Below are 19,685 nucleotides of genomic sequence, written 5' to 3'. Positions count from 1 at the left end.
TAACCTAAAAACATTATAGTCTCTCGGAATAAATGAAGCGGTAACTAAATATTTGTTAAAAAATTACTGGGAATTTGGTTTACGAGCAACATTGACTTGCTGTTTTCATGTCACTTTCAAAATAGGCATACCAAATAAAACTAACCTAATGGAGTTTTAAAAATATGGTTAGGTAGTTTCATTGATAACAAGTTTTGGAAGTTTAAAGTTTCTTTTTGTTCTTAAATTGCAAGAATAAATGCAACAAATCACGATAATCCATAATATGTAAGATTAAACGACCGATTTTAATTCTTCATGGTAAATATCATTCTACTTGTGCTGAGTCAATGGTATGACTTAGTTCGCTAAATTCAGTGCCGTTTTCTGATGTGATCGTCTTAAAGACACTTGAGAAGGTAGAGCCATAGATGTTCTTGAGTGCCTGCATGGCTTTCTTCACGCTGTCCGCTGTCTTTTGATCGATCTTGATAATGTGTTCCTTGCGTGTTTTACGCTCTGTTAATGTGAGGATGGCTGCTCCTTGCTTACGAGATCCTAGCACGGTGTCGATCTCCCAGTGGCCAAATTCCTTACGCTCATCGATATGTGGTGGTCGCTGTTCAATACTTGTTCCGAGCACCTTCTTATGCTGTCGTATTCGCTTCTTTTTCGTATTACGGGTCACTTTCAAGGGCAGGTCGATATTCTTTACCGGAAGCATACCCAGATCGATATAATGATACAGTGTTTTCGTGCAAACCATCGCATTCTTCTGAGCCTTGGCATAACCGCAAATCGCATCAGGTGACCAGTGATCCTTTTGCATCTTTTCTACAGCAAACTGGATGAATTCAGAGGCTTGAGCAAGTTTGTACTTCGCTCCACATCGTGAACGATTCTTTTCGTAAACGGCTTGTCCAGTGTCAGGGAAATAGACGGTATGCTCCGACAGATCAGATCGCCTTTGTGTGACGCTTCCGCGTTTGAGCTCTCGTGAGATCGTGGATTTGTGGCAACCGATCTCGTTTGCAATCGCTTGTAGGGACTTGCCTTGCTTATACAGAGCTTGGATTTGACCACGATCAAATGCATTCAAATGTGTAAAGGTTTGTTTCTTTGTGTTACGATAAGAGCGAGCCATTGGTAATTCTTCCTGTTATGAATTGGTTTGGTCGACTTAATCATATTTTACGTTTATATAATGAAAAATCGCCCTACTAATTGTAGGAGGAATCAAATACAAATGGTTTAAGAAAAACCTTGAACCATACACCTCGGCAAATACCAGTCTATCATTATACAAGGAGGGTCTAACTATAATGACTAAAATTGATAAACTAAATAAAGTATTAAATACTTTATTTAAGATATATAATTTAACTCAGAATATTTCGTTTTTTTTGAACTTAAATAAACATAAAATGATTTCTAAAAATGTACAGTTAAAAAACATAGATAAAAAAGAGTGTTTTGTTATCGGCAACGGACCATCTTTAAATGAGACTGATTTTTCTTTATTAAATGATTTTGATACTTTTACTGTTAACTTTTTTCACAAAGGTAATACAAATTTTAAATTTAAGTCTACTTATCATGTTATGATTGATGGAGCATTTTTTACTAATGAAAATATTGACTATGTGTTAGAAACTTATCGAAATAATAGAGATACTAAATTTATTTTTACGAGCAAAGGATATAACATTTTATATAAAAAAGGTTTGGAGTTTGATAGAGCGTATTTTATAAATCAAGAACTAGTGCAATACGATGATTATTTGAAAATAGACATGACTAAGAATATGACAGCTAGTATCAATGTTGTTTTAGCGGCAATTCAGTGTGCTCTATATATGGGATACAAGAAAATATATTTAATTGGGTGTGATTTTAATTCTTATGCAACGATGAAACCAACTCATTATTATGATAAAGAAGCAAAGGATAGAACAGTACCAATGGGGGTTGATTTACAGTGGTCAGCCTTAGTGCATTACCATCATTATGCACTTGCTAATTATGCACGAAAGAATGATGTTGAAATTTTAAATGCTACACCTAATAGTTTAATTGATGCATATGAAAGAGTAGATTTTAGAAAATTAATATCCAAAGTTTAAGGCTTATCAAGATTCTTGGCTGAGGACTCTACTTAAGAAAATAAATTGATTGCAGAAAACATGTGGGATCAAAAGTTAATAGGAATCAAAAATAAAACATGGACAAGAAGAGGATATCTCGAATTTAATAGAAATAGTTTAAATTTTTTTGGTATGAATCAATTTCATAATTCCTTCTTTTAAAGAAAGACAGACCTGCAGAATTTAAATCGTTTTTAAAATTTTTAAGTTTTTAGGCAGCTTTTTGTTGGTTCAACTTGGCATTAATCCGATCAACAGCTAATTTTGAAGCATTATAAACCAATGTAACGAAGTCAAAATGAACTTTAGCACGCTTTCCAGTTCGATATCGAACATTGTTTAGTTGAAAGAAATTCTTTAAGATACGCATTTACTCGTTCCACAGCAGTCTGACGTTTATAGATGTCTTTCCAAGCTTTGAGCCACGGGCTGAGCTGTATATTTTCTGAGATTTGTCGTAATTTTAATCTTATATACCTTTTGGCAAAGCTCATCATGAGCTAAGGGGCAATCCTTACATTCCTTTGGTCTTGTGTATTTTAGGGTTTCATATTTTTCATCAAAACTGTCATAGCGATAGGAATGCTCTCGAACACATGTCGGCGCAAAATGTTTGTCAAAACCTATCGGTTCAGGCTCATTCCGTTTATTATAAGCAATAACGGCTTGATGTCCCATTTACTCCAACAGCCAAATGAGCTTTATAACCAAAACAAAAAACGTTTTCCCTTCGCTATTTTTCTTTATACCCCATTGGGGATCCTGAGGAATTTTAGCACGTAACTCGGCTAATGGGACGTCTAATTGATCTTCAATTTTCTTTTCAAAAAGTGGAAGGTTAGCTTCCTGCTCTGCTTTTCAATAAGCCATTTTTCGCGTTCATTCTTTGATTTACGTCCCCGTTTTTTTTTGGTTCATCTTTAGGTTTTTCTTCCTTTTGTGGCGCCTGATCACGGGCTTCAAAATGGGTTTACGTGAGAATGAAGCCTCGGATGGCACAGAATCAGAAACCAAAAAAAACCACAATCAAGGCGAAAAACGATATCATTCTTGAGACGTTTTACTAAATCTTTGGTAAATGGAATGCGTTCTGTAATTCTGGCAATTAAAGAATAGATCATCACTGCATAGTTAAGTTTAACTGGTCTGTCATATCTCGATTTTTTCGCAATCACAGCCAAGATTGGATCAATGCCAATCGTTGAAAAGATAGCTTCAAATCGTTGGGTAGGTTCTAAATCATATAATTCTTGTATACTAAATAGGCTTTCTTGTCTTATAATAGGCATAGGGAGTCTTCCTCCAGTCTTAGAGTTGGTGTCGTTACTTACTCATTCGACATTTTGGGGAGGTACTCCTTTTTTTGGCTTTTAAAAAGCCTTGAGCCTGTAGGGCTCATAATTATGAAATTGATTCAAATAGATTTAAATTGTAGGAGGTGGTTATATATGTCAGTTATATTTTATTTCTTTTTGGTTTTTTTGTACCAAACGTTTGATAGTGTTATGGTTGCAAATATTATATACTATCTCATCATGATTCGTGATATTTTTAAAGGGAAAGTATTAAGAATAAAGAAGGGACTAATTACAAATACATTTTTTTTATTGTTTGTTGTATGGGTTATTTTGTCAACAGCGATTTTTGCTTTGAGTAATGAAAATTTTAGCATGAGAAACCTAGTACAATTTTTATTTACACTACAATATTTTATTTTTATTATTGATTTAAATGTGGACTTAAAAAAATTTGAAAGATGGTTTTTTAGATTTTGTATTTTATTATCTTCTATAATCATTATTCTATTTATAGTTTCAGGTCAATATATGAACATAAGTAATATATATACTAGTGGAAGGTTATGGGCAAATAATTATATTCCAGGCTGGCCGAATGGCACATCTATTCCTCTATTATTTGGATTGTGGTTAAGTATAAAAGAGAATAAATCTAAAGTATATTCTTTATTAATTATAATAGCACTTGTACTAACGACTTCTAGAGGAGCTTTATTAGGAATCGTTGCAATCATATCTTATTATGCCTTTAAAGCTATGAGAAAAAATAAATCTAAATGGATTTTTGTTTTCATACCCGTAACTGTAGCAGGATTGATATTTTGGAATGATATTATAATATCGATTTTTCAATTAGTACCAAGTCTCGAATATCGGATGAGTGTTACTTATGATAGACAAGATATTATCTATACTACTATGCAATATATATCGAATAGACCTTTTTTGGGATTCGGGGGTAATTCATTAGATCAAGTAATTGATATTTATGGAAATGTAAGCCAATATGGTATCAAGTGGAGTCATACTCACAACTGGATATTAGACATGACTTTAAGGTATGGGTTTATTGGCCTAATACTTTTTTCAGGTTTTATGATTTCAATTTTATTAAAGATAAAAGACAAAGACAAACAGTTTATGTTTTTATTAATGTTAGTACTTAGCCTATTTCAAATTTACATGAGAAATTTTGCTATCCTTTTCTTAATGGTCTATTTGACAAAAGGGTCATTAAATGTGTACGACAGAGAGAGCAGCTATAGACCTTAAGTTAAAGGATAGGTAGAATTGGGTAAATCAAAGGAATAAACCAATATAATAAAAATATCACTAAATTTCAAACTAGCTAAACACCGAATCGTCCTTGGGAGTGACACGCTATTTTGCGGATAAGACTTCAACTTAGGGATTAGAAGGAACGCACATCTATCTCTATGACAAGTGAGATTATAGCACGATACTTAGAAATTTCAATGGAAGAGTGTCACTGATTCATCTAAACATTAATAGTTAAATTTTCAAATAACATTCGGGTAAGTTAGATAATCTTACCCCTATAAATATCTTACAAAGGGGAGAATAACATGAAGAAGATCTTAATTACAGGTTCTGATGGTTTTATTGGAAGCCATTTAACAGAAAGAGTGTTAGAAGAAGGTTATGATATCAGAGCATTTGTTTTGTACAACTCATTGAATACATGGGGTTGGCTTGACACATTACCAAAAGAGAAATTAGACCAGATAGAGATTTTTACCGGGGATGTAAGAGATCCCAATGGTGTAAGAGAAGCCATGAAAGGTGTTGATGAGGTATTTCATCTGGCGGCCCTAATAGCAATTCCATTTAGCTATCACTCACCAGATATGTATGTAGATACCAATATTAAAGGGACACTTAATGTCTTACAGGCTGCAAGAGACTTGGAAACATCAAGGGTGCTTATTACTTCTACCTCTGAAGTATATGGAACTGCACAATATGTACCAATCGATGAAAAACATCCTTATCAAGGGCAGTCACCATATTCAGCTACAAAGATTGGGGCCGATCGACTGGCAGAGTCTTTTTATAGAAGCTTTAACATGCCAATCACAATAGTTAGACCCTTTAACACTTATGGGCCAAGACAATCAGCAAGGGCAGTCATTCCGACTATCATTACTCAACTTCTTGCAGGAAAAGAGGAAATCAAGCTTGGTTCATTAACGCCGACAAGAGACTTTAACTATGTTAAAGACACTGCGAATGGTTTTATCGAAATTGCAAAGTCCGATAAAACAATCGGTGAAGAGATTAATATAGCAACCCAACAAGAAATTTCCATTGGGCAGCTTGCTGAAGAACTTATCAGACAAATCAACCCGAATGCTAGAATTGTTTGTGATGAACAGAGACTTAGACCTGAAAAAAGTGAAGTAAATAGACTCTTAGGATCCAATGAGAAAATTAAACGGCTGACGAATTGGACTCCTCAATATACATTTGAACAGGGACTCGCAGAAACAATTGAGTTCTTTAGACATAATTTAGATAAATACAAGATAGATATTTATAATATTTAGTCAGGAGGGGAGCTATATGAGTCAAAGATTTATCCCTCTTTCTGTCCCGAACTTAAAGGGTAAAGAGCTTGAATATGTCACCCATGCAGTCGAAACAGAATGGGTATCTACAGGCGGTCCATATGTTAATGACTTTGAAGAAAAGACAGCAAAATATGTCAAGTCCAAGGGAGCCGTATCTTGCCAGAATGGAACATCGGGTCTTCATATTGCGCTTCAGGTGTGTGGAGTTACAAAAGAAGATGAAGTTATTGTACCCACATTGACTTTTATTGCGGCTGTTAATCCTGTGAAGTATATCGGAGCAGAGCCGATCTTTATGGATTGTGATGATTCGCTCACAATGGATGCGGACAAGCTGTTAGAGTTTTGTGAAAAAGAATGCACTTTTACTGAAGGCAAGCTCATTAATAACAAAACCAACAAACATATAAAAGCAGTTCTGGTTGTACACATATTTGGGAATATGGCCGATATGGAAAGCATCATGGATATTGCTGATAGATTCAACCTAAAAGTCATCGAGGATGCGACAGAAGCCATAGGAACTTACTATACTAAAGGGAAATATCAAGGGAAATATGCTGGTACCATTGGAAATATCGGTGTGTACTCCTTTAATGGAAACAAAATTATCACAACCGGTGGTGGTGGAATGATTGTATCTGATGATGAAGAACTTCTAAAAAGAGCAAAACATCTCACAACACAAGCTAAAAGTGATGAGCTTTATTACACCCATGATGAAATTGGCTATAACTATCGAATGACGAATCTACAAGCTGCCCTTGGACTTGCGCAATTAGAGCAGCTTGAACACTTTATCAAGATAAAAGAAGAGAATTACAATTTATATAAAGAATCTATTAATGAAATAGAGGGGTTAACAATCCTAGACTTCAAAGATGATATCAGACCAAACTACTGGTTTTATGCGCTATACTGTGATGAATCATATCCACTTAATAGAGACGAAATCATCAATTACTTGTCGTCAAAGAAAATTCAATCGAGACCGATTTGGGGATTGATTAACGATCAGAAGCCATATTTGAGTAACCAGACATACAAAATAGAAAAAGCAAAGACTTATCTTGAGCATGTTGTCAATATTCCTTGCAGTTCTAATTTAAAAAAGGAAGATGTACTTTATGTGATTGAATGTCTTAAATATCCAGAGAAAGTTTAGTTTATAGCTGCAAAGGGGTGAAAAGGTTGGATGTTAAAGATTTCTTAATTGATGAAGAATGTACAATGCTTGAGGCTATGGCACTTTTAGATAAAGTAGCTAAAAAAGTCCTTTTCGTTGTGCGAGATGGACAATTTGTTGCTGCTATAACAGATGGGGACATTAGGAGATGGATTCTTAAGAAAGGGAATCTTGATGCTAAAGTAAAAGATATTGCAAATTATAATCCTAAGTATTTGCAGGAAAAAGAAAAGGCTTCAGCTAAAGAATTTATGAAGAAACACTTTATTGAAGCGTTACCAATTTTAAATGAAGAACATGACATCGTCTCAGTTGTGTTATGGAATGATGGAGAGGTAGAAACGAAAAAAACTTTAAATGTACCGGTAGTTATTATGGCAGGCGGACTTGGAACAAGGCTTTATCCATATACGAAAATTCTGCCAAAGCCGCTTATTCCTATTGGAGAAATTCCAATTGTAGAGCATATTATGAATAGATTCAATCAATACGGTAGCAATAAATTTTTTTTAGTGGTGAATCATAAAAAAAACATGATTAAAGCCTATTTCAATGAAATTGAAAAAGACTATATGGTTAATTACGTAGATGAAGATCAACCACTGGGTACAGGTGGGGGACTTAGTTTACTTAAAGGGAAAATTGATTCTACTTTTTTTCTATCCAACTGCGATATTTTAATCGAGGAAGATTACGAAAAGATTTATAATTACCATAAAAAAGAAAATAATTTGATTACAATGGTATGTTCATTAAAAAACATAAAAATACCATACGGAGTTATTGAAATTAGCGAAACTGGTGAAATAGAAGAAATGAGAGAAAAACCAGAGCTTTCTTTTTTTACAAACACAGGAATGTATGTTGTGGAACCTAAAGTTATAGAAGAACTAGAAGAAAATAAAGCGGTTGGTTTTCCAGACATAATCGAGAAATATAAAGAAGCTGGTGAAAAAATAGGAGTCTATCCCATCAGTGAGAATAGCTGGCTTGATATGGGGCAGTTGGATGAGATGGAAAAGATGAGAAGAAGGTTAGAGCGTGATGAGTAAAAAAATACTTTTGGTTGGTGGAGGAGGTCATTGCAAGTCTGTACTAGACAGTCTCCTTGAACTCAATGAGTTCTCAGAAATTGGAATTATCGATAGAAAAGAAAATATGGGGAAAGAGGTTTTGGGAGTTTCAGTTATTGGCTGTGATGACGACCTACCACAATTATTTGCTGATGGATACAAGTACGCCTTTGTAACGTTAGGGAGTATTGGCAACCCAAAGCTTAGAATAAAGCTTTTTAATAAACTTAGTGAATTAGGTTTTGAAATCCCAAATATTATTGACCCTTCAGCCGATGTAAGCCATCACGTAAATATGGAGACAGGAATTTTTGTAGGGAAAAATGCGGTTATCAATGCTGGTTCCACAATACATAAAGGATCCATTATTAATACGGGCGCAATTATTGAGCATGACTGCCTGGTTGGAGAGTTTGCGCATATTGCTCCAGGTTCAGTATTAAGTGGGGAAGTGCAAATAGGAGCAAATACTCATATTGGAGCTAACTGTGTGATTAAACAGCAGCTTAGGATTGGCTCTGGTTCAATTATTGGAATGGGAAGTGTTGTTTCAAATGATATAGAAGAAAATATCATAGCATATGGAAACCCATGCAAGGAGGTTAGAAAACGATGAATGTTTATGTTATAGCAGAAGCAGGTGTAAACCATAACGGTGATATTAATCTTGCAAAAAAGCTCATAGATGTGGCAAAAGAAGCTGGTGCTGATGCTATAAAATTTCAGACTTTTATATCAGAAAAAGTTGTTTCTAGACATGCTCCGAAAGCAGAGTACCAAAATAAAAATACTTCAACAAAAGAGAGTCAACTTGAGATGGTAAAAAAACTTGAACTATCTTTTGATAAGTTTGTTGAACTAAGTGAATATTGTAGAAAAAAAGATATTGAGTTTCTTTCTACAGCTTTTGATTTTGACAGCATAGATTTTTTAAATAGCCTTGAAATGAAGAGATGGAAGATCCCATCTGGAGATATCACAAATCTACCATATTTAATTAAAATTGCAAAGCTGGGAAAACCTGTAATTCTATCTACGGGCATGAGCACGATGGAGGATATTAGAGCTGCGGTGTCAATTTTAAAAGAAAATGGTTCTGGAGAGATTACCGTGCTCCACTGCACTACAGAGTATCCAACACCATATGATGATGTGAACTTAAAAGCCATGAATACAATTCAGATTGAGTTTGATGTTCCTGTAGGTTACTCAGATCACACATTAGGTATTGAAGTACCAATAGCAGCAGTTGCCATGGGAGCTACTGTTATAGAGAAGCATTTCACTCTAGACAGAAACATGGAAGGCCCTGATCATAAGGCGAGTCTAGAGCCAAACGAACTTAAAGCAATGGTAAATGCGATTAGAAATGTTGAGGTTGCTATTGGGAGTGGTGAGAAAAAACCTGCAGAATCAGAAAAGAAGAACATGGCAATTGCACGAAAGAGTATTATAGCAAAAAGAAATATCTCAAAAGGTGAGCGTTTTACAGAAGAAAACTTGACGGTTAAGAGACCTGGAAATGGCATCAGCCCAATGAAATGGTTTGAAGTGATTGGACGAGTTGCATTAAGAGATTTTGAAGAAGATGAGTTGATAGAAATATGAAAAAAAAGATTAGTATACTCACGGCTACAAGAGCTGAATATGGATTATTAAAACCAATCATAAAGAAATTCAATCATGTTAAGGATTTTGATGTGCGTGTTGTTGTGACAGGCGCACACCTTTCACCAGAATTCGGGTTGACGTATCAAGAAATTGAAAGAGAAGGAATTGCAATTGATGAAAAAATTGAGATTCTTTTAAGTGCGGATACACCAGCGTCCATTTCAAAATCTATGGGGTTGGCCATGATTAGCTTTGCGGATTACTTTGAGAGACTTAAGCCAGACTTATTAGTAGTATTAGGGGATCGGTATGAAACTCTAGCAGTAGCTACTGTTGCAATGAATCAGAGAATTCCAATAGCTCATTTATATGGTGGTGAAACAACAGAGGGAGCTATAGATGAGTCTATCCGTCATGCAATTACAAAACTCAGTTATCTACATTTTACAAGTACAGAAGAATACCGAAATCGTGTGATTCAATTAGGAGAAAATCCTGAACGTGTTTTCTGTGTGGGTGCTATCGGTATTGAAAATATTCTCAATGAAAAGCTTATGAGCAAATCAGAACTTGAGGAATCAATTAATTTTAAGTTAGATAAACCTTATGCGATGGTGACTTTTCATCCTGTGACTTTAGAAGATAACAAATCTAAGGAGCAGATAAAAGCTCTCTTGGATGTTTGTGAATTATATAAAGATATGAAGTTCATTTTTACCAAAGCCAATGCTGATGCGAGTGGCCGAATCATTAATCAAATGATTGATGACTTTGTAGATAAGAATGATCATGCTATTGCATTTGCTTCTTTGGGAATGACCAGATATTTAAGCGCTTTAAAATACTGCACAATGGTTATTGGAAATTCTTCAAGTGGATTAGTAGAAGCTCCGAGTTTTGGTATACCTACGATAAATATTGGGGATCGTCAAAAAGGTAGAATACAATCAGACAGTGTAATAAACTGTGAGCCAATCAAGGAAGATATAAAAAATGCAGTTAAGATTGCTTTAAGTGAAGAGTTAAAAGAAAAAGCTAAGAATACAATTAACCCTTATGGTGATGGTAATACATCAGGAAAGATTGTTGAGACAATAAAAGATTTTATACTAAATGATAAAGTAAATCTTAAGAAGAAATTTTATGATTGCGGGGGGAAGTAGGTTGAAAAATCTAGCAATTATTCCTGCAAGAAGTGGTTCAAAAGGACTTAAAGATAAGAATATTAGATTACTTAATGGGAAGCCGCTTTTAGCTTATACAATAGAGGCGGCAAAAGAGTCAGGTCTATTCGAAGAAATATTCGTATCAACAGACTCAAAAAAGTATGCAGAAATTGCTCGAGAATGGGGCGCAAGTGTGCCTTTTTTAAGAAGTGACGAACTATCGACAGATACAGCTTCTTCCTGGGATGTGGTGAAAGATGCAATTAAAAGATACCAAGATTTGGGAAAAGAATTAGATACGGTAGCACTACTTCAACCCACATCTCCTCTTAGGACAGCTGAAGATATCATTGCTGGGTATAACAAGATGAAAGAAAGAGACGCAAATGCAGTAGTAGCAGTGTGTGAAGTTGATCACTCACCACTTTGGTCAAATACTTTACCTGAAGATTCATCGCTTAATAATTTTATAAATCGTGATTTGATTGAAATACCTAGACAAAGTTTGCCAACTTACTTCAGGATTAATGGAGCACTCTATATTGTAAAGACTCAGTATTTAATGATGACGGAAAATATTTATACTGATAAGAGTTTTGCGATTGTCATGTCTAAAGAACATTCTATAGATATTGATGATGAGATGGATTTTATCATTGCAGAAGCTTTGATGAAGAATTTAGAAAAATAATAACGCACTCTATCTCTACTACGAAAACAGACAAGGGTTATGTAAAGTAATAGAGTTCTCAATTATAAAAGATGCAAGATAATATAAAGAAAATCATGAAATGAAAAGTGACATAAAAACAATCAAAGATGGATATATGGCGTAAGCTTTCCTCTTTAATATGAGGAGATATAAATACATGAAGAAAACAGCTTTATTAATAATGGTAATAACAATTTTATCTAAAGTATTTGGATTTGCAAGAGAAATAACACTATCCTATTTATATGGAGCATCTAGTATCAGTGATGCGTATTTAATTTCTATTACTATACCAAGTGTCATATTTGGTTTTGTAGCGACGGGACTTGGAGCTGGCTATATTCCTATGTATAGTAAAATAATTCAAGATGACGGAGAAATAGATGCTAATAGATTTACAAACAATCTTATAAATATATTGATATTAATATGTACTATTATTATTTTAGCTGGTCTTTTGTTTACAGAACAAATAGTAAAAATATTTGCTTCGGGATTTGAAGGAGGAACGTTCGCTTTAACTGTTCAGTTTACTAAGATTAGTTTATTGGCTATATATTTTACTGGAATTGTATCGATATTTAGCGGATATCTTCAAATAAAAGGAAATTATATTATTCCAGCCTTAATTGGATTACCATTAAATATTTTTGTTATTCTGTCAATTATTCTAAGTAAGAGTACAAATATTTTAGTACTAGCGGTTGGATATGTAGTAGCTGTGGCTTCGCAATTATTATTAATGATACCGTTTATGGGAAAGAACAAGTTTAAGTATAAGATTATATTTGATTTAAAAGACAAGTATATAATTAATATGGCATACATAGCATTACCTATTATATTGGGAGTGTCAGTAAATCAAATAAATATGTTGGTTGATAGAACGATTGCTTCTCAAATAGTAGTAGGAGGAATTTCAGCTCTAAATTATGCTAATAGGTTAAATGGATTTGTACAAGGAATATTTGTATTATCAATAGCTACTGCTTTATATCCTATGATATCAAAGATGGCTGCAGAAAATAATATAGGCGGATTAAAAAGCTCTTTAGCTGAAGCGATAACAGGAATCAATTTATTAGTTATACCATCTACAGTAGTTTCTATGGTATTTGTGACGCCTATTGTTACTATTTTATTTGGAAGAGGAGCATTCGATAATCAGGCAATACATATGACTTCAAACGCTTTATTTTTCTATTCAATAGGAATGGTTGGATTTGGGTTAAGAGATATTTTATCTAGAGCATTTTACTCAATGCAAGACACAAAAACGCCGATGATTAACGCAGCTATAGGTATGGTACTTAATATAATCCTTAATATAATTTTATCAAAATACATGGGCATTGGTGGTCTTGCATTAGCAACTTCAATTGCAGCAACTTTAACTACGGTTCTTTTATTTATCAGTTTAAGAAAAAAAATAGGCCCATTCGGAATGAAGCAAATATCCATTTCATTCCTAAAAATCCTATTTGCCTCATTAATTATGGGCATATTAGCTAAATTATGTTTCGACAAACTTATAGCTATATTAAGTCAAAACCTATCACTATTTATGGCTATAGGCATAGGAGCCGTATCATATTTTGTGATTATCTATTTTATGAAGATCGAAGATGTTGATGTGTTAGTTAAAGCTGTGAAGAGGACATTAAGAAAAAGTACAGCATAGTATAGTTTAGGAGATCAAACCAACAATGCCAATACTAATAACCGGCGAAGCAGGATATATAAGGCTAACCCGTTCATTTGATGAATCGTCTTATAGCTATCTTGGGTATGCACTTAAAATTATAGGTCTCACTAATGATTTTGATAAATGGAATCCTGGCAAGAAGAAATACCTGTTTGAGACTTTCAGTAGAAGGTGGGAAAGGGATGATGAACGTTGAGGAAGTACAGACCTCCATTAACAGCAGATGAGACTGCTGAATTGCACAGGTTAGCTAATTTAGATTTTTCTAATTGGTCTGAAGCTGATGTGAGGGAAGAATACATTGTCCCACTATTAAAAATATTGGGATATCGAAAAGAACTAGATTATTCTGTTTCCAGAGAAGAGTCCTATAAACTTAATCCATTATTCCTTCAGATAGGTAGAGATCGAATCAAATTAGATTACATTTGTTCTGTGAGAAAACAAAAATTTTGGATAATTGAATCTAAACCCGGTGGAATTAAGGACAACAAAGTTTTACCAGCAATAACCGAAGAAGACATAGCACAGGCACATTTTTACTCCTTACATCCTGCAATTGATGCTAAATTCTTCGTTGTAACTAATGGATGGTATCTTAATTTGTATGATAGAGATCATCTGAATCAAGATCTTGATCCCATTCTTAGTATTCTTCATACGGATTTGCCAGAAAAATTCAATCAACTTGACTCTTATCTTGGGTCAAGTCAATTGATATTTAGCCTTAAAAATAAGCTTTTAAAAGACATAGAAGTTACATTAAGTTCTGAAGTTCACTTGGATCGATTAGATGAATTTGTTGATGCTGTAAAGTCTAGTGTAAGTAAGATCAGACCTAATGTTTTAGAAAACTTTAGAGCGAATGCAAAAATTCAAGAGAAATTACGGAAACAGGCATTAGAGGAATTCCTGTACAAAGAAGACTTAGACCTCATTGTTTCATCGCTATTTATGTCAAATTTAGCAAGTGGAACATTATATAGAATTTCTCAGATAGTAGCAAAAAGGTTTATTGAATCATCTCCCTCAAGACAATACTTATTTCTAAACAAGCTGCTATTAAAAGAGCTTAGAGCTGTTACAATCCCATATTATTTTCATGTTTTGATATTTCTTTTGGAATTAAAAAAACTAGGGATGAAAAACCTTCCTCATTTTAATACAGATATCGACGAGCAAATACTTGAATGGATTGAGATGTGCCTATTTCACTTTTGGAAACATCCCGAACTTAGATACCTGTGGGCTTTTGAAGGGCTTACAAGTAGAGCTGCTATTAGGTTAGTCTATTTATCTCACACAATTAGAAATGCTGTTAATAAAATTACTGAATCACAGCTATTTTTATTTTCTGAAGAAGAAATCGCTTGGCTTGGTCCTGCTGAAGCAAAAGTAATTATTGATTTCGTTGATCAAACCGTTCTTCAAACTTTAGAAAAAGTTGTTAGAGAATTTATGCCGGGTGGGAAAATTCGCAACACCATAATTAACCAAGAACTTTTGAAGTTGCAGGAAGTCGTTGACAAAATAGAGAAGGCTACAGAAAATGATTATTCGAAGCTTAGGCAAGAATTAGGTAGTTCATGGAGTGAGCTTAGATTTTATGACTCAATCAACCATTATTGGGATCCACTATCTAGTGGAATCTGTGATATCATAAGTCGGGAAAAAGAAATTGTCAATAAATTACCAGAACGTGTTAAAGACAGAATACTCCTGCAAGAATATCTTGGAAATGTAAATCATGCCAATAAATGCGCCGATTTAATAGATAAGAAAATAACAATTAGTTTAAATAAAGAAGATATCCGTAGTCAGTATTTTGACATAAATACGAATCCATACTCTATAAGGTTCTAATTATCATTATACCAACCGTTTTATTAGTATAAATGAAGGAGGCTGACCCAATGGATGAAACGATAAATACATATCTAGGCTTGCCACAGTATATGTGGGAAGGAATTTTTAATATTATTGTCACCTTGGGTGCCGGCCTTATCATAGCTTTTGTAACAACTTTCTATCTGAAGAAGAAAGACGAAATTACAAGGGTATCTGGTATCATACTTGAGAAGTGTGTAAACAGTGAGCAGGAAATACTGGATTATCTTGAGAGATTATCTTATCATCTGGAACTTCATAACGGAAAAGAAAAAGAGTGGTATGCGCTATTGACGAGTTTTGATTTAACCCTTCCACACGGCTCTCATCTTCAATATTCAGATGTTTTTAGCAGCGTCGATAAATTTCAGGAATTCTTCAAAGGGTTTGAAGAGGTTATATCAAGAAACAAGTTATGGATGGGAAAGAAGGTAAGGTTCCACCTTGCCCTCATGCAGGCTTATTTTTCTTGGATTAACGCATTGCTTTTAGGCATAACAAGAGTGCCTTTGCCAGAAGGTAAAGAACTATCAAGGGAAGATATCGATAAATTATCAGGAGTGCTTTTGCTACAGGTTGGAATTACACTTGACCATGAAATAAATGGGTTATTGGCAGAGTTAGAAACACTTATTGTAGATTCAGTTTATAAGCTTGATTTAAAGAGACCAAAGAAAAGTATGACAAGAAATGGGATGCTAAACTCGGATATGTTGAAAATTCTCAAAGAACTTGATACCCGTACACTATTAGGCATTAATCGAGAAAAATACTTTGCACTAATGATGACACAAGTATATCACTATAAAGGTATGGATCCTGAAGAAGACGATTTAGATGAGATAATCAATGAGGTTTTTGGAGAAGAATCAGCGTTATAAGAACTGAATTAACTTCTAACAGGGTTATTATGGTTTATGAAAAAGGAAGAAAAGATGGTATTAGTAGAGACTGAAAATGATTAAATATCATATGGGAGGTTAATATGAAAGTACGCAAAGCCATTATCCCAGCTGCCGGATTAGGAACTCGCTTCTTACCTGCCACAAAAGCACAACCCAAAGAAATGCTACCAATCGTAGATAAACCAACACTTCAATATATCATTGAAGAAGCAGTGGAATCAGGGATAGAAGAAATCTTGATTATTACAGGTAGAAATAAGAAATCTATTGAGGATCATTTCGATAAATCGGTAGAGTTAGAACTAGAGTTAGAAACCAAAGGTAAGTTTGATCTATTAGAAGAGGTTAGGAAAATATCAGATATGGTAAATATCCACTATATTCGTCAAAAGGAACCAAAAGGATTGGGTCATGCTATTTATTGTGCCAAAAGCTTTATTGGCAATGAACCTTTTGCAGTACTTTTGGGTGATGATATTGTCTACTCACCAGAAAAACCTTGCTTAAAGCAAATGATAGAAATCTATGATGAATACAAGACAACGATTTTAGGAGTACAAGAAGTAGCAATAGAGGATGTCAATAAATATGGGATCATTGATGGCAAACTTATAGAGGATAATGTATATAAAGTAAAAAATTTAGTAGAAAAACCAGCAATTGAAGATGCACCTACCAATATTGCTATATTGGGTAGATATATTATTAGTCCTGCTATTTTTAAAATACTAGAAACGACAAAACCGGGAAAAAATGGAGAAATTCAATTAACCGATGCTCTCATGGAACTAGCTCAACATGAAGCCATGTATGCCTATACATTTGAGGGTAAAAGATATGATGTTGGCGATAAACTAGGCTTTTTGGAAGCCACCGTAGAGTTTGCCTTAAGAAGAGAAGATTTAAGAGAAGAATTTTTGAATTATTTGATGAAAGTTACCGAAAGAGAAATAAATCGTACCAAAGCAGATAAAATTGCAGCCTATTATCGATAGTGTGATAAAATTTGATAAATAAATTAAATGTGGGAGTATGATGAATAAAGGGCAGTGATAGATATACTTGAAAATAATCAGAAATTAGGAGTAATTACTCATGTTAATACAATGTACGAAGAAACTATTAGATCAACTGAATATAAAGCTTGATGAACGGTCAGAGGAAGATCCCCTTTTTTCTTGGCATGCAAACTTAATAACAGTGAACCATAGAAAAACTGTGGTTCTCGTTAATGATAAAAATAGGTATGTGATTGTTCTTTATGCGATGAAGGCAAAGGACTTCAAAAGGTTAGATGATATTATAATTGATGCTATACGTGAGACTTTTCAGGATGAGTGCATCAAGGATGGAATTATAGAACAATTCATCAGTCAATCTAAAGAAGTAATTTATACAAAGACGAAGGATCGAACATCTATAGCAAGAATGAATAAGGCTTGTGAGTTAATACCTTGCTTTGATGATTTAATTGTAGATAGCACCAGTAATCAAAGTCCTATGAGTATGAGAATTAGTAGAATTCCGGTTAGTGATGGGCCAAATAAATATATATTTCCCAATAAGGAATTATATAAAGATCTTGAGACTTTCACAGGTGGGACAGTTATCGGATGTAGGGCTGTAGAAATTAAAGTAACCCTTGATCTTGACAAGCACCTTGTATGGAGGAGGCTAGTTGTTCCTGTGAATATAACCTTTGAGAAATTTCATGATGTTTTACAAGCAGCCTTTGGATGGAAAAACTACCACTTACATGAATTTTATATATATAGTGATGAAAAATCTGATAAATTATCAATTAATCATTCAGCCTATACCAAGGAAGGTTTTAAGCCTGTTATGAACTTGGTTTCTGATGAGGAAGCTTTTGCCTATCCCAATGATATAGAGATGAGGCATGAAAAAGGTATCCGACTTTCAGAATATATCCCTAAGTATAAAAGGCTAAAATATAATTATGATTTTGGAGATAATTGGCAGCATTATATTGAGGTGGAAAAGGTGATCGAGAATTATGACAAAAACTATCCTGTCTGCTATGAAGGTGAGGGGAACACACCTCCTGAAGATGTAGGTGGAGAATCCGGTTACGAAGAATTTCTTGAAATTATAGCTAATAAAGATCATCCAGAGCATGACGATATGATAGAATGGGGGAAAAGTCAAGGGTATGATGAGTTCGATATTGAGAAATTGAACAGAAAAATTAAGATGTAGAGAAGAATAGGGTGATAAGTCAATTATTTTCCCATGTTATCGATATTGTGATAAAATTTGATAAATAAATAAAATGTGGGAGTATGATAATAATGAACTTAAAGGAAAATCGGTGGCGTCAGCGATTTGAAAACTTTGAAAAAGCCTATCGTCAATTTGACTTAGCTATACAAGATTTTGATAATCTTAGCGTGCTTGAGAAAGAAGGTTTGATTCAAAGGTTTGAGTATACATTTGAATTGGCATGGAAAACACTTAAGGATTATTTAGAGTCTCAAGAAGTATTAGTAACCTTTCCAAGAGAAGTAATAAAATCATCATTTCACTATGGTCTTATTCAGGATGGTGAAACATGGATGGATATGTTGGAAAAACAAAATTTATTAGCCCATACTTACGACGAAGAGCGTTTTCAATTGGCAGTAATGAAGATTAAGGATAGTTATTACGCAGCTATAACACAGGTATATCGTGACTTAGGAGCAAAAAGATGAAGTTTGGGATACCAGAGAAAAGTATGAATTTAACTTCCCTCCGAAAGAAGTCTCCCACTGCTAAACGTGAAGGTGTGCCAGCACCAGTGAAAGTGGGAGATGAATTTCGGTTAGGCGTAGCCTAAAGTTGTCTTTTTTTGCTATGATATAAGTAGAATGGAATCACGATGTTGAGAAGCTTTTGCTTACTCACAACGGGTGGTGCGCCCATTGAAGTGAGGTGATTCGATATGGCAAACAAAGCATATAAGTTCCGTCTGTACCCAACACAAGAACAAGAGCAATTTCTTGCGAAAACCTTCGGTTGCGTTCGTTTCGTCTACAATAAAATGTTGGCTGAACGAAAGGAAACATATGAGAAGTTCAAGCACGACAAAGAAGCCTTGAAAAAGCAAAAATTCCCGACTCCTGCCAAGTACAAAAAGGAGTTTGCATGGCTCAAAGAAGTCGATAGCCTAGCGTTGGCAAACGCTCAACTGAATTTGCAGAAGGCATACCATAACTTCTTCTCTGGTCGTGTTGAATTTCCTAAGTTCAAAAGCCGCAAGGCGAGACAGTCCTACACAACCAACGTGGTCAACGGAAATATTATGCTTTTGGATGGCTATATCAAATTACCGAAACTGAAACTTGTAAAAATGAAACAACATCGGGAAATCCCGTCACATCATATCCTCAAGTCTTGTACGGTTTCTCGAACAAAAACAGGAAAAT

The 19,685-nt window shown here is 34.3% G+C and carries 17 protein-coding genes and 2 pseudogenes; 17 read left to right on the top strand and 2 right to left on the bottom strand.

Translation table 11 applies throughout. The features are described 5' to 3' along the window. Positions 1 to 313: 313 nt before the first annotated feature. Positions 314 to 1,123: pseudogene (locus BEN26_RS12685) on the bottom strand (IS30 family transposase); the annotation flags it as partial. A 178-nt stretch (positions 1,124 to 1,301) separates the two neighbouring features. Here BEN26_RS12685 and BEN26_RS12680 point away from each other — a divergent pair. Then, positions 1,302 to 2,102, top strand: coding sequence for a 6-hydroxymethylpterin diphosphokinase MptE-like protein (locus BEN26_RS12680; protein ID WP_069800182.1), 801 nt, complete (start codon positions 1,302 to 1,304; stop codon positions 2,100 to 2,102). Between the two features lie 232 nt (positions 2,103 to 2,334). Here BEN26_RS12680 and BEN26_RS12675 read toward each other — a convergent pair. Further along, positions 2,335 to 3,412 (bottom strand): annotated as a pseudogene (locus BEN26_RS12675) (transposase). 159 nt (positions 3,413 to 3,571) lie between these two features. Between BEN26_RS12675 and BEN26_RS12670 the strand changes: the two are divergent. From BEN26_RS12670 to BEN26_RS12600, 16 genes are all read left to right on the top strand, one after another. After that, the gene (locus BEN26_RS12670) at positions 3,572 to 4,693 is read left to right on the top strand and encodes an O-antigen ligase family protein (RefSeq protein ID WP_069800180.1); all 1,122 of its coding nucleotides are present in this window, start codon (positions 3,572 to 3,574) and stop codon (positions 4,691 to 4,693) included. A gap of 314 nt (positions 4,694 to 5,007) precedes the next feature. After that, complete coding sequence (locus BEN26_RS12665) at positions 5,008 to 5,988, top strand: NAD-dependent 4,6-dehydratase LegB (RefSeq protein ID WP_069800178.1); 981 nt, start codon at positions 5,008 to 5,010, stop codon at positions 5,986 to 5,988. 16 nt (positions 5,989 to 6,004) lie between these two features. Next, a complete protein-coding gene (locus BEN26_RS12660; RefSeq protein ID WP_069800176.1) occupies positions 6,005 to 7,177 on the top strand; it encodes a LegC family aminotransferase in 1,173 nt (390 codons plus the stop codon). Positions 7,178 to 7,194: 17 nt separating this feature from the next. Beyond that, positions 7,195 to 8,250: a sugar phosphate nucleotidyltransferase gene (locus tag BEN26_RS12655; RefSeq protein ID WP_255421906.1), complete on the top strand. Its 1,056-nt coding sequence runs from the start codon at positions 7,195 to 7,197 to the stop codon at positions 8,248 to 8,250. After that, positions 8,243 to 8,887 carry an acetyltransferase gene (locus BEN26_RS12650; protein ID WP_069800172.1) on the top strand — a complete coding sequence of 215 codons (645 nt, stop codon included), beginning with the start codon at positions 8,243 to 8,245 and terminating at the stop codon, positions 8,885 to 8,887. Before BEN26_RS12655 ends, BEN26_RS12650 begins: the two co-directional genes overlap by 8 nt. Further along, positions 8,884 to 9,879, top strand: coding sequence for an N-acetylneuraminate synthase (gene neuB, locus BEN26_RS12645; protein ID WP_069800170.1), 996 nt, complete (start codon positions 8,884 to 8,886; stop codon positions 9,877 to 9,879). Before BEN26_RS12650 ends, neuB begins: the two co-directional genes overlap by 4 nt. Continuing rightward, positions 9,876 to 11,045: a UDP-N-acetylglucosamine 2-epimerase gene (neuC, locus tag BEN26_RS12640; RefSeq protein WP_069800168.1), complete on the top strand. Its 1,170-nt coding sequence runs from the start codon at positions 9,876 to 9,878 to the stop codon at positions 11,043 to 11,045. Before neuB ends, neuC begins: the two co-directional genes overlap by 4 nt. A 1-nt stretch (position 11,046) precedes the next feature. Then, on the top strand, positions 11,047 to 11,739 hold the full coding sequence (locus BEN26_RS12635; RefSeq protein ID WP_069800166.1) for an acylneuraminate cytidylyltransferase family protein: 693 nt from the start codon (positions 11,047 to 11,049) through the stop codon (positions 11,737 to 11,739). A 178-nt stretch (positions 11,740 to 11,917) separates the two neighbouring features. Then, positions 11,918 to 13,441, top strand: a complete 1,524-nt coding sequence (murJ, locus tag BEN26_RS12630) for a murein biosynthesis integral membrane protein MurJ (RefSeq protein WP_069800164.1) — start codon at positions 11,918 to 11,920, stop codon at positions 13,439 to 13,441. A gap of 216 nt (positions 13,442 to 13,657) precedes the next feature. Further along, a complete protein-coding gene (locus tag BEN26_RS12625) occupies positions 13,658 to 15,328 on the top strand; it encodes a type I restriction enzyme HsdR N-terminal domain-containing protein (protein WP_069800160.1) in 1,671 nt (556 codons plus the stop codon). A gap of 50 nt (positions 15,329 to 15,378) precedes the next feature. Beyond that, positions 15,379 to 16,233, top strand: a complete 855-nt coding sequence (locus BEN26_RS12620; protein ID WP_069800159.1) for a hypothetical protein — start codon at positions 15,379 to 15,381, stop codon at positions 16,231 to 16,233. Between the two features lie 104 nt (positions 16,234 to 16,337). After that, positions 16,338 to 17,252 carry a UTP--glucose-1-phosphate uridylyltransferase GalU gene (gene galU / locus BEN26_RS12615; protein ID WP_069800157.1) on the top strand — a complete coding sequence of 305 codons (915 nt, stop codon included), beginning with the start codon at positions 16,338 to 16,340 and terminating at the stop codon, positions 17,250 to 17,252. Positions 17,253 to 17,352: 100 nt separating this feature from the next. Next, complete coding sequence (locus BEN26_RS12610; RefSeq protein ID WP_069800155.1) at positions 17,353 to 18,477, top strand: plasmid pRiA4b ORF-3 family protein; 1,125 nt, start codon at positions 17,353 to 17,355, stop codon at positions 18,475 to 18,477. Between the two features lie 92 nt (positions 18,478 to 18,569). Continuing rightward, positions 18,570 to 18,971, top strand: coding sequence for a nucleotidyltransferase substrate binding protein (locus tag BEN26_RS12605; RefSeq protein WP_069800153.1), 402 nt, complete (start codon positions 18,570 to 18,572; stop codon positions 18,969 to 18,971). Beyond that, a complete protein-coding gene (locus tag BEN26_RS14165; protein WP_255421905.1) occupies positions 18,968 to 19,096 on the top strand; it encodes a hypothetical protein in 129 nt (42 codons plus the stop codon). The genes BEN26_RS12605 and BEN26_RS14165 overlap by 4 nt, the downstream gene beginning before the upstream one ends. Before the next feature lie 105 nt (positions 19,097 to 19,201). Then, positions 19,202 to 19,685: RNA-guided endonuclease TnpB family protein (locus tag BEN26_RS12600; protein ID WP_181482295.1), on the top strand; the 484-nt coding region annotated here is incomplete at its 3' end.

It is taken from the genome of Tepidibacillus sp. HK-1, assembly GCF_001748485.2.
GTDB lineage: Bacteria > Bacillota > Bacilli > Tepidibacillales > Tepidibacillaceae > Tepidibacillus_B > Tepidibacillus_B infernus.
The sequence above is the reverse complement of the archived record's forward strand: the minus strand, read 5'-3'. Positions and strand labels throughout refer to the sequence as shown.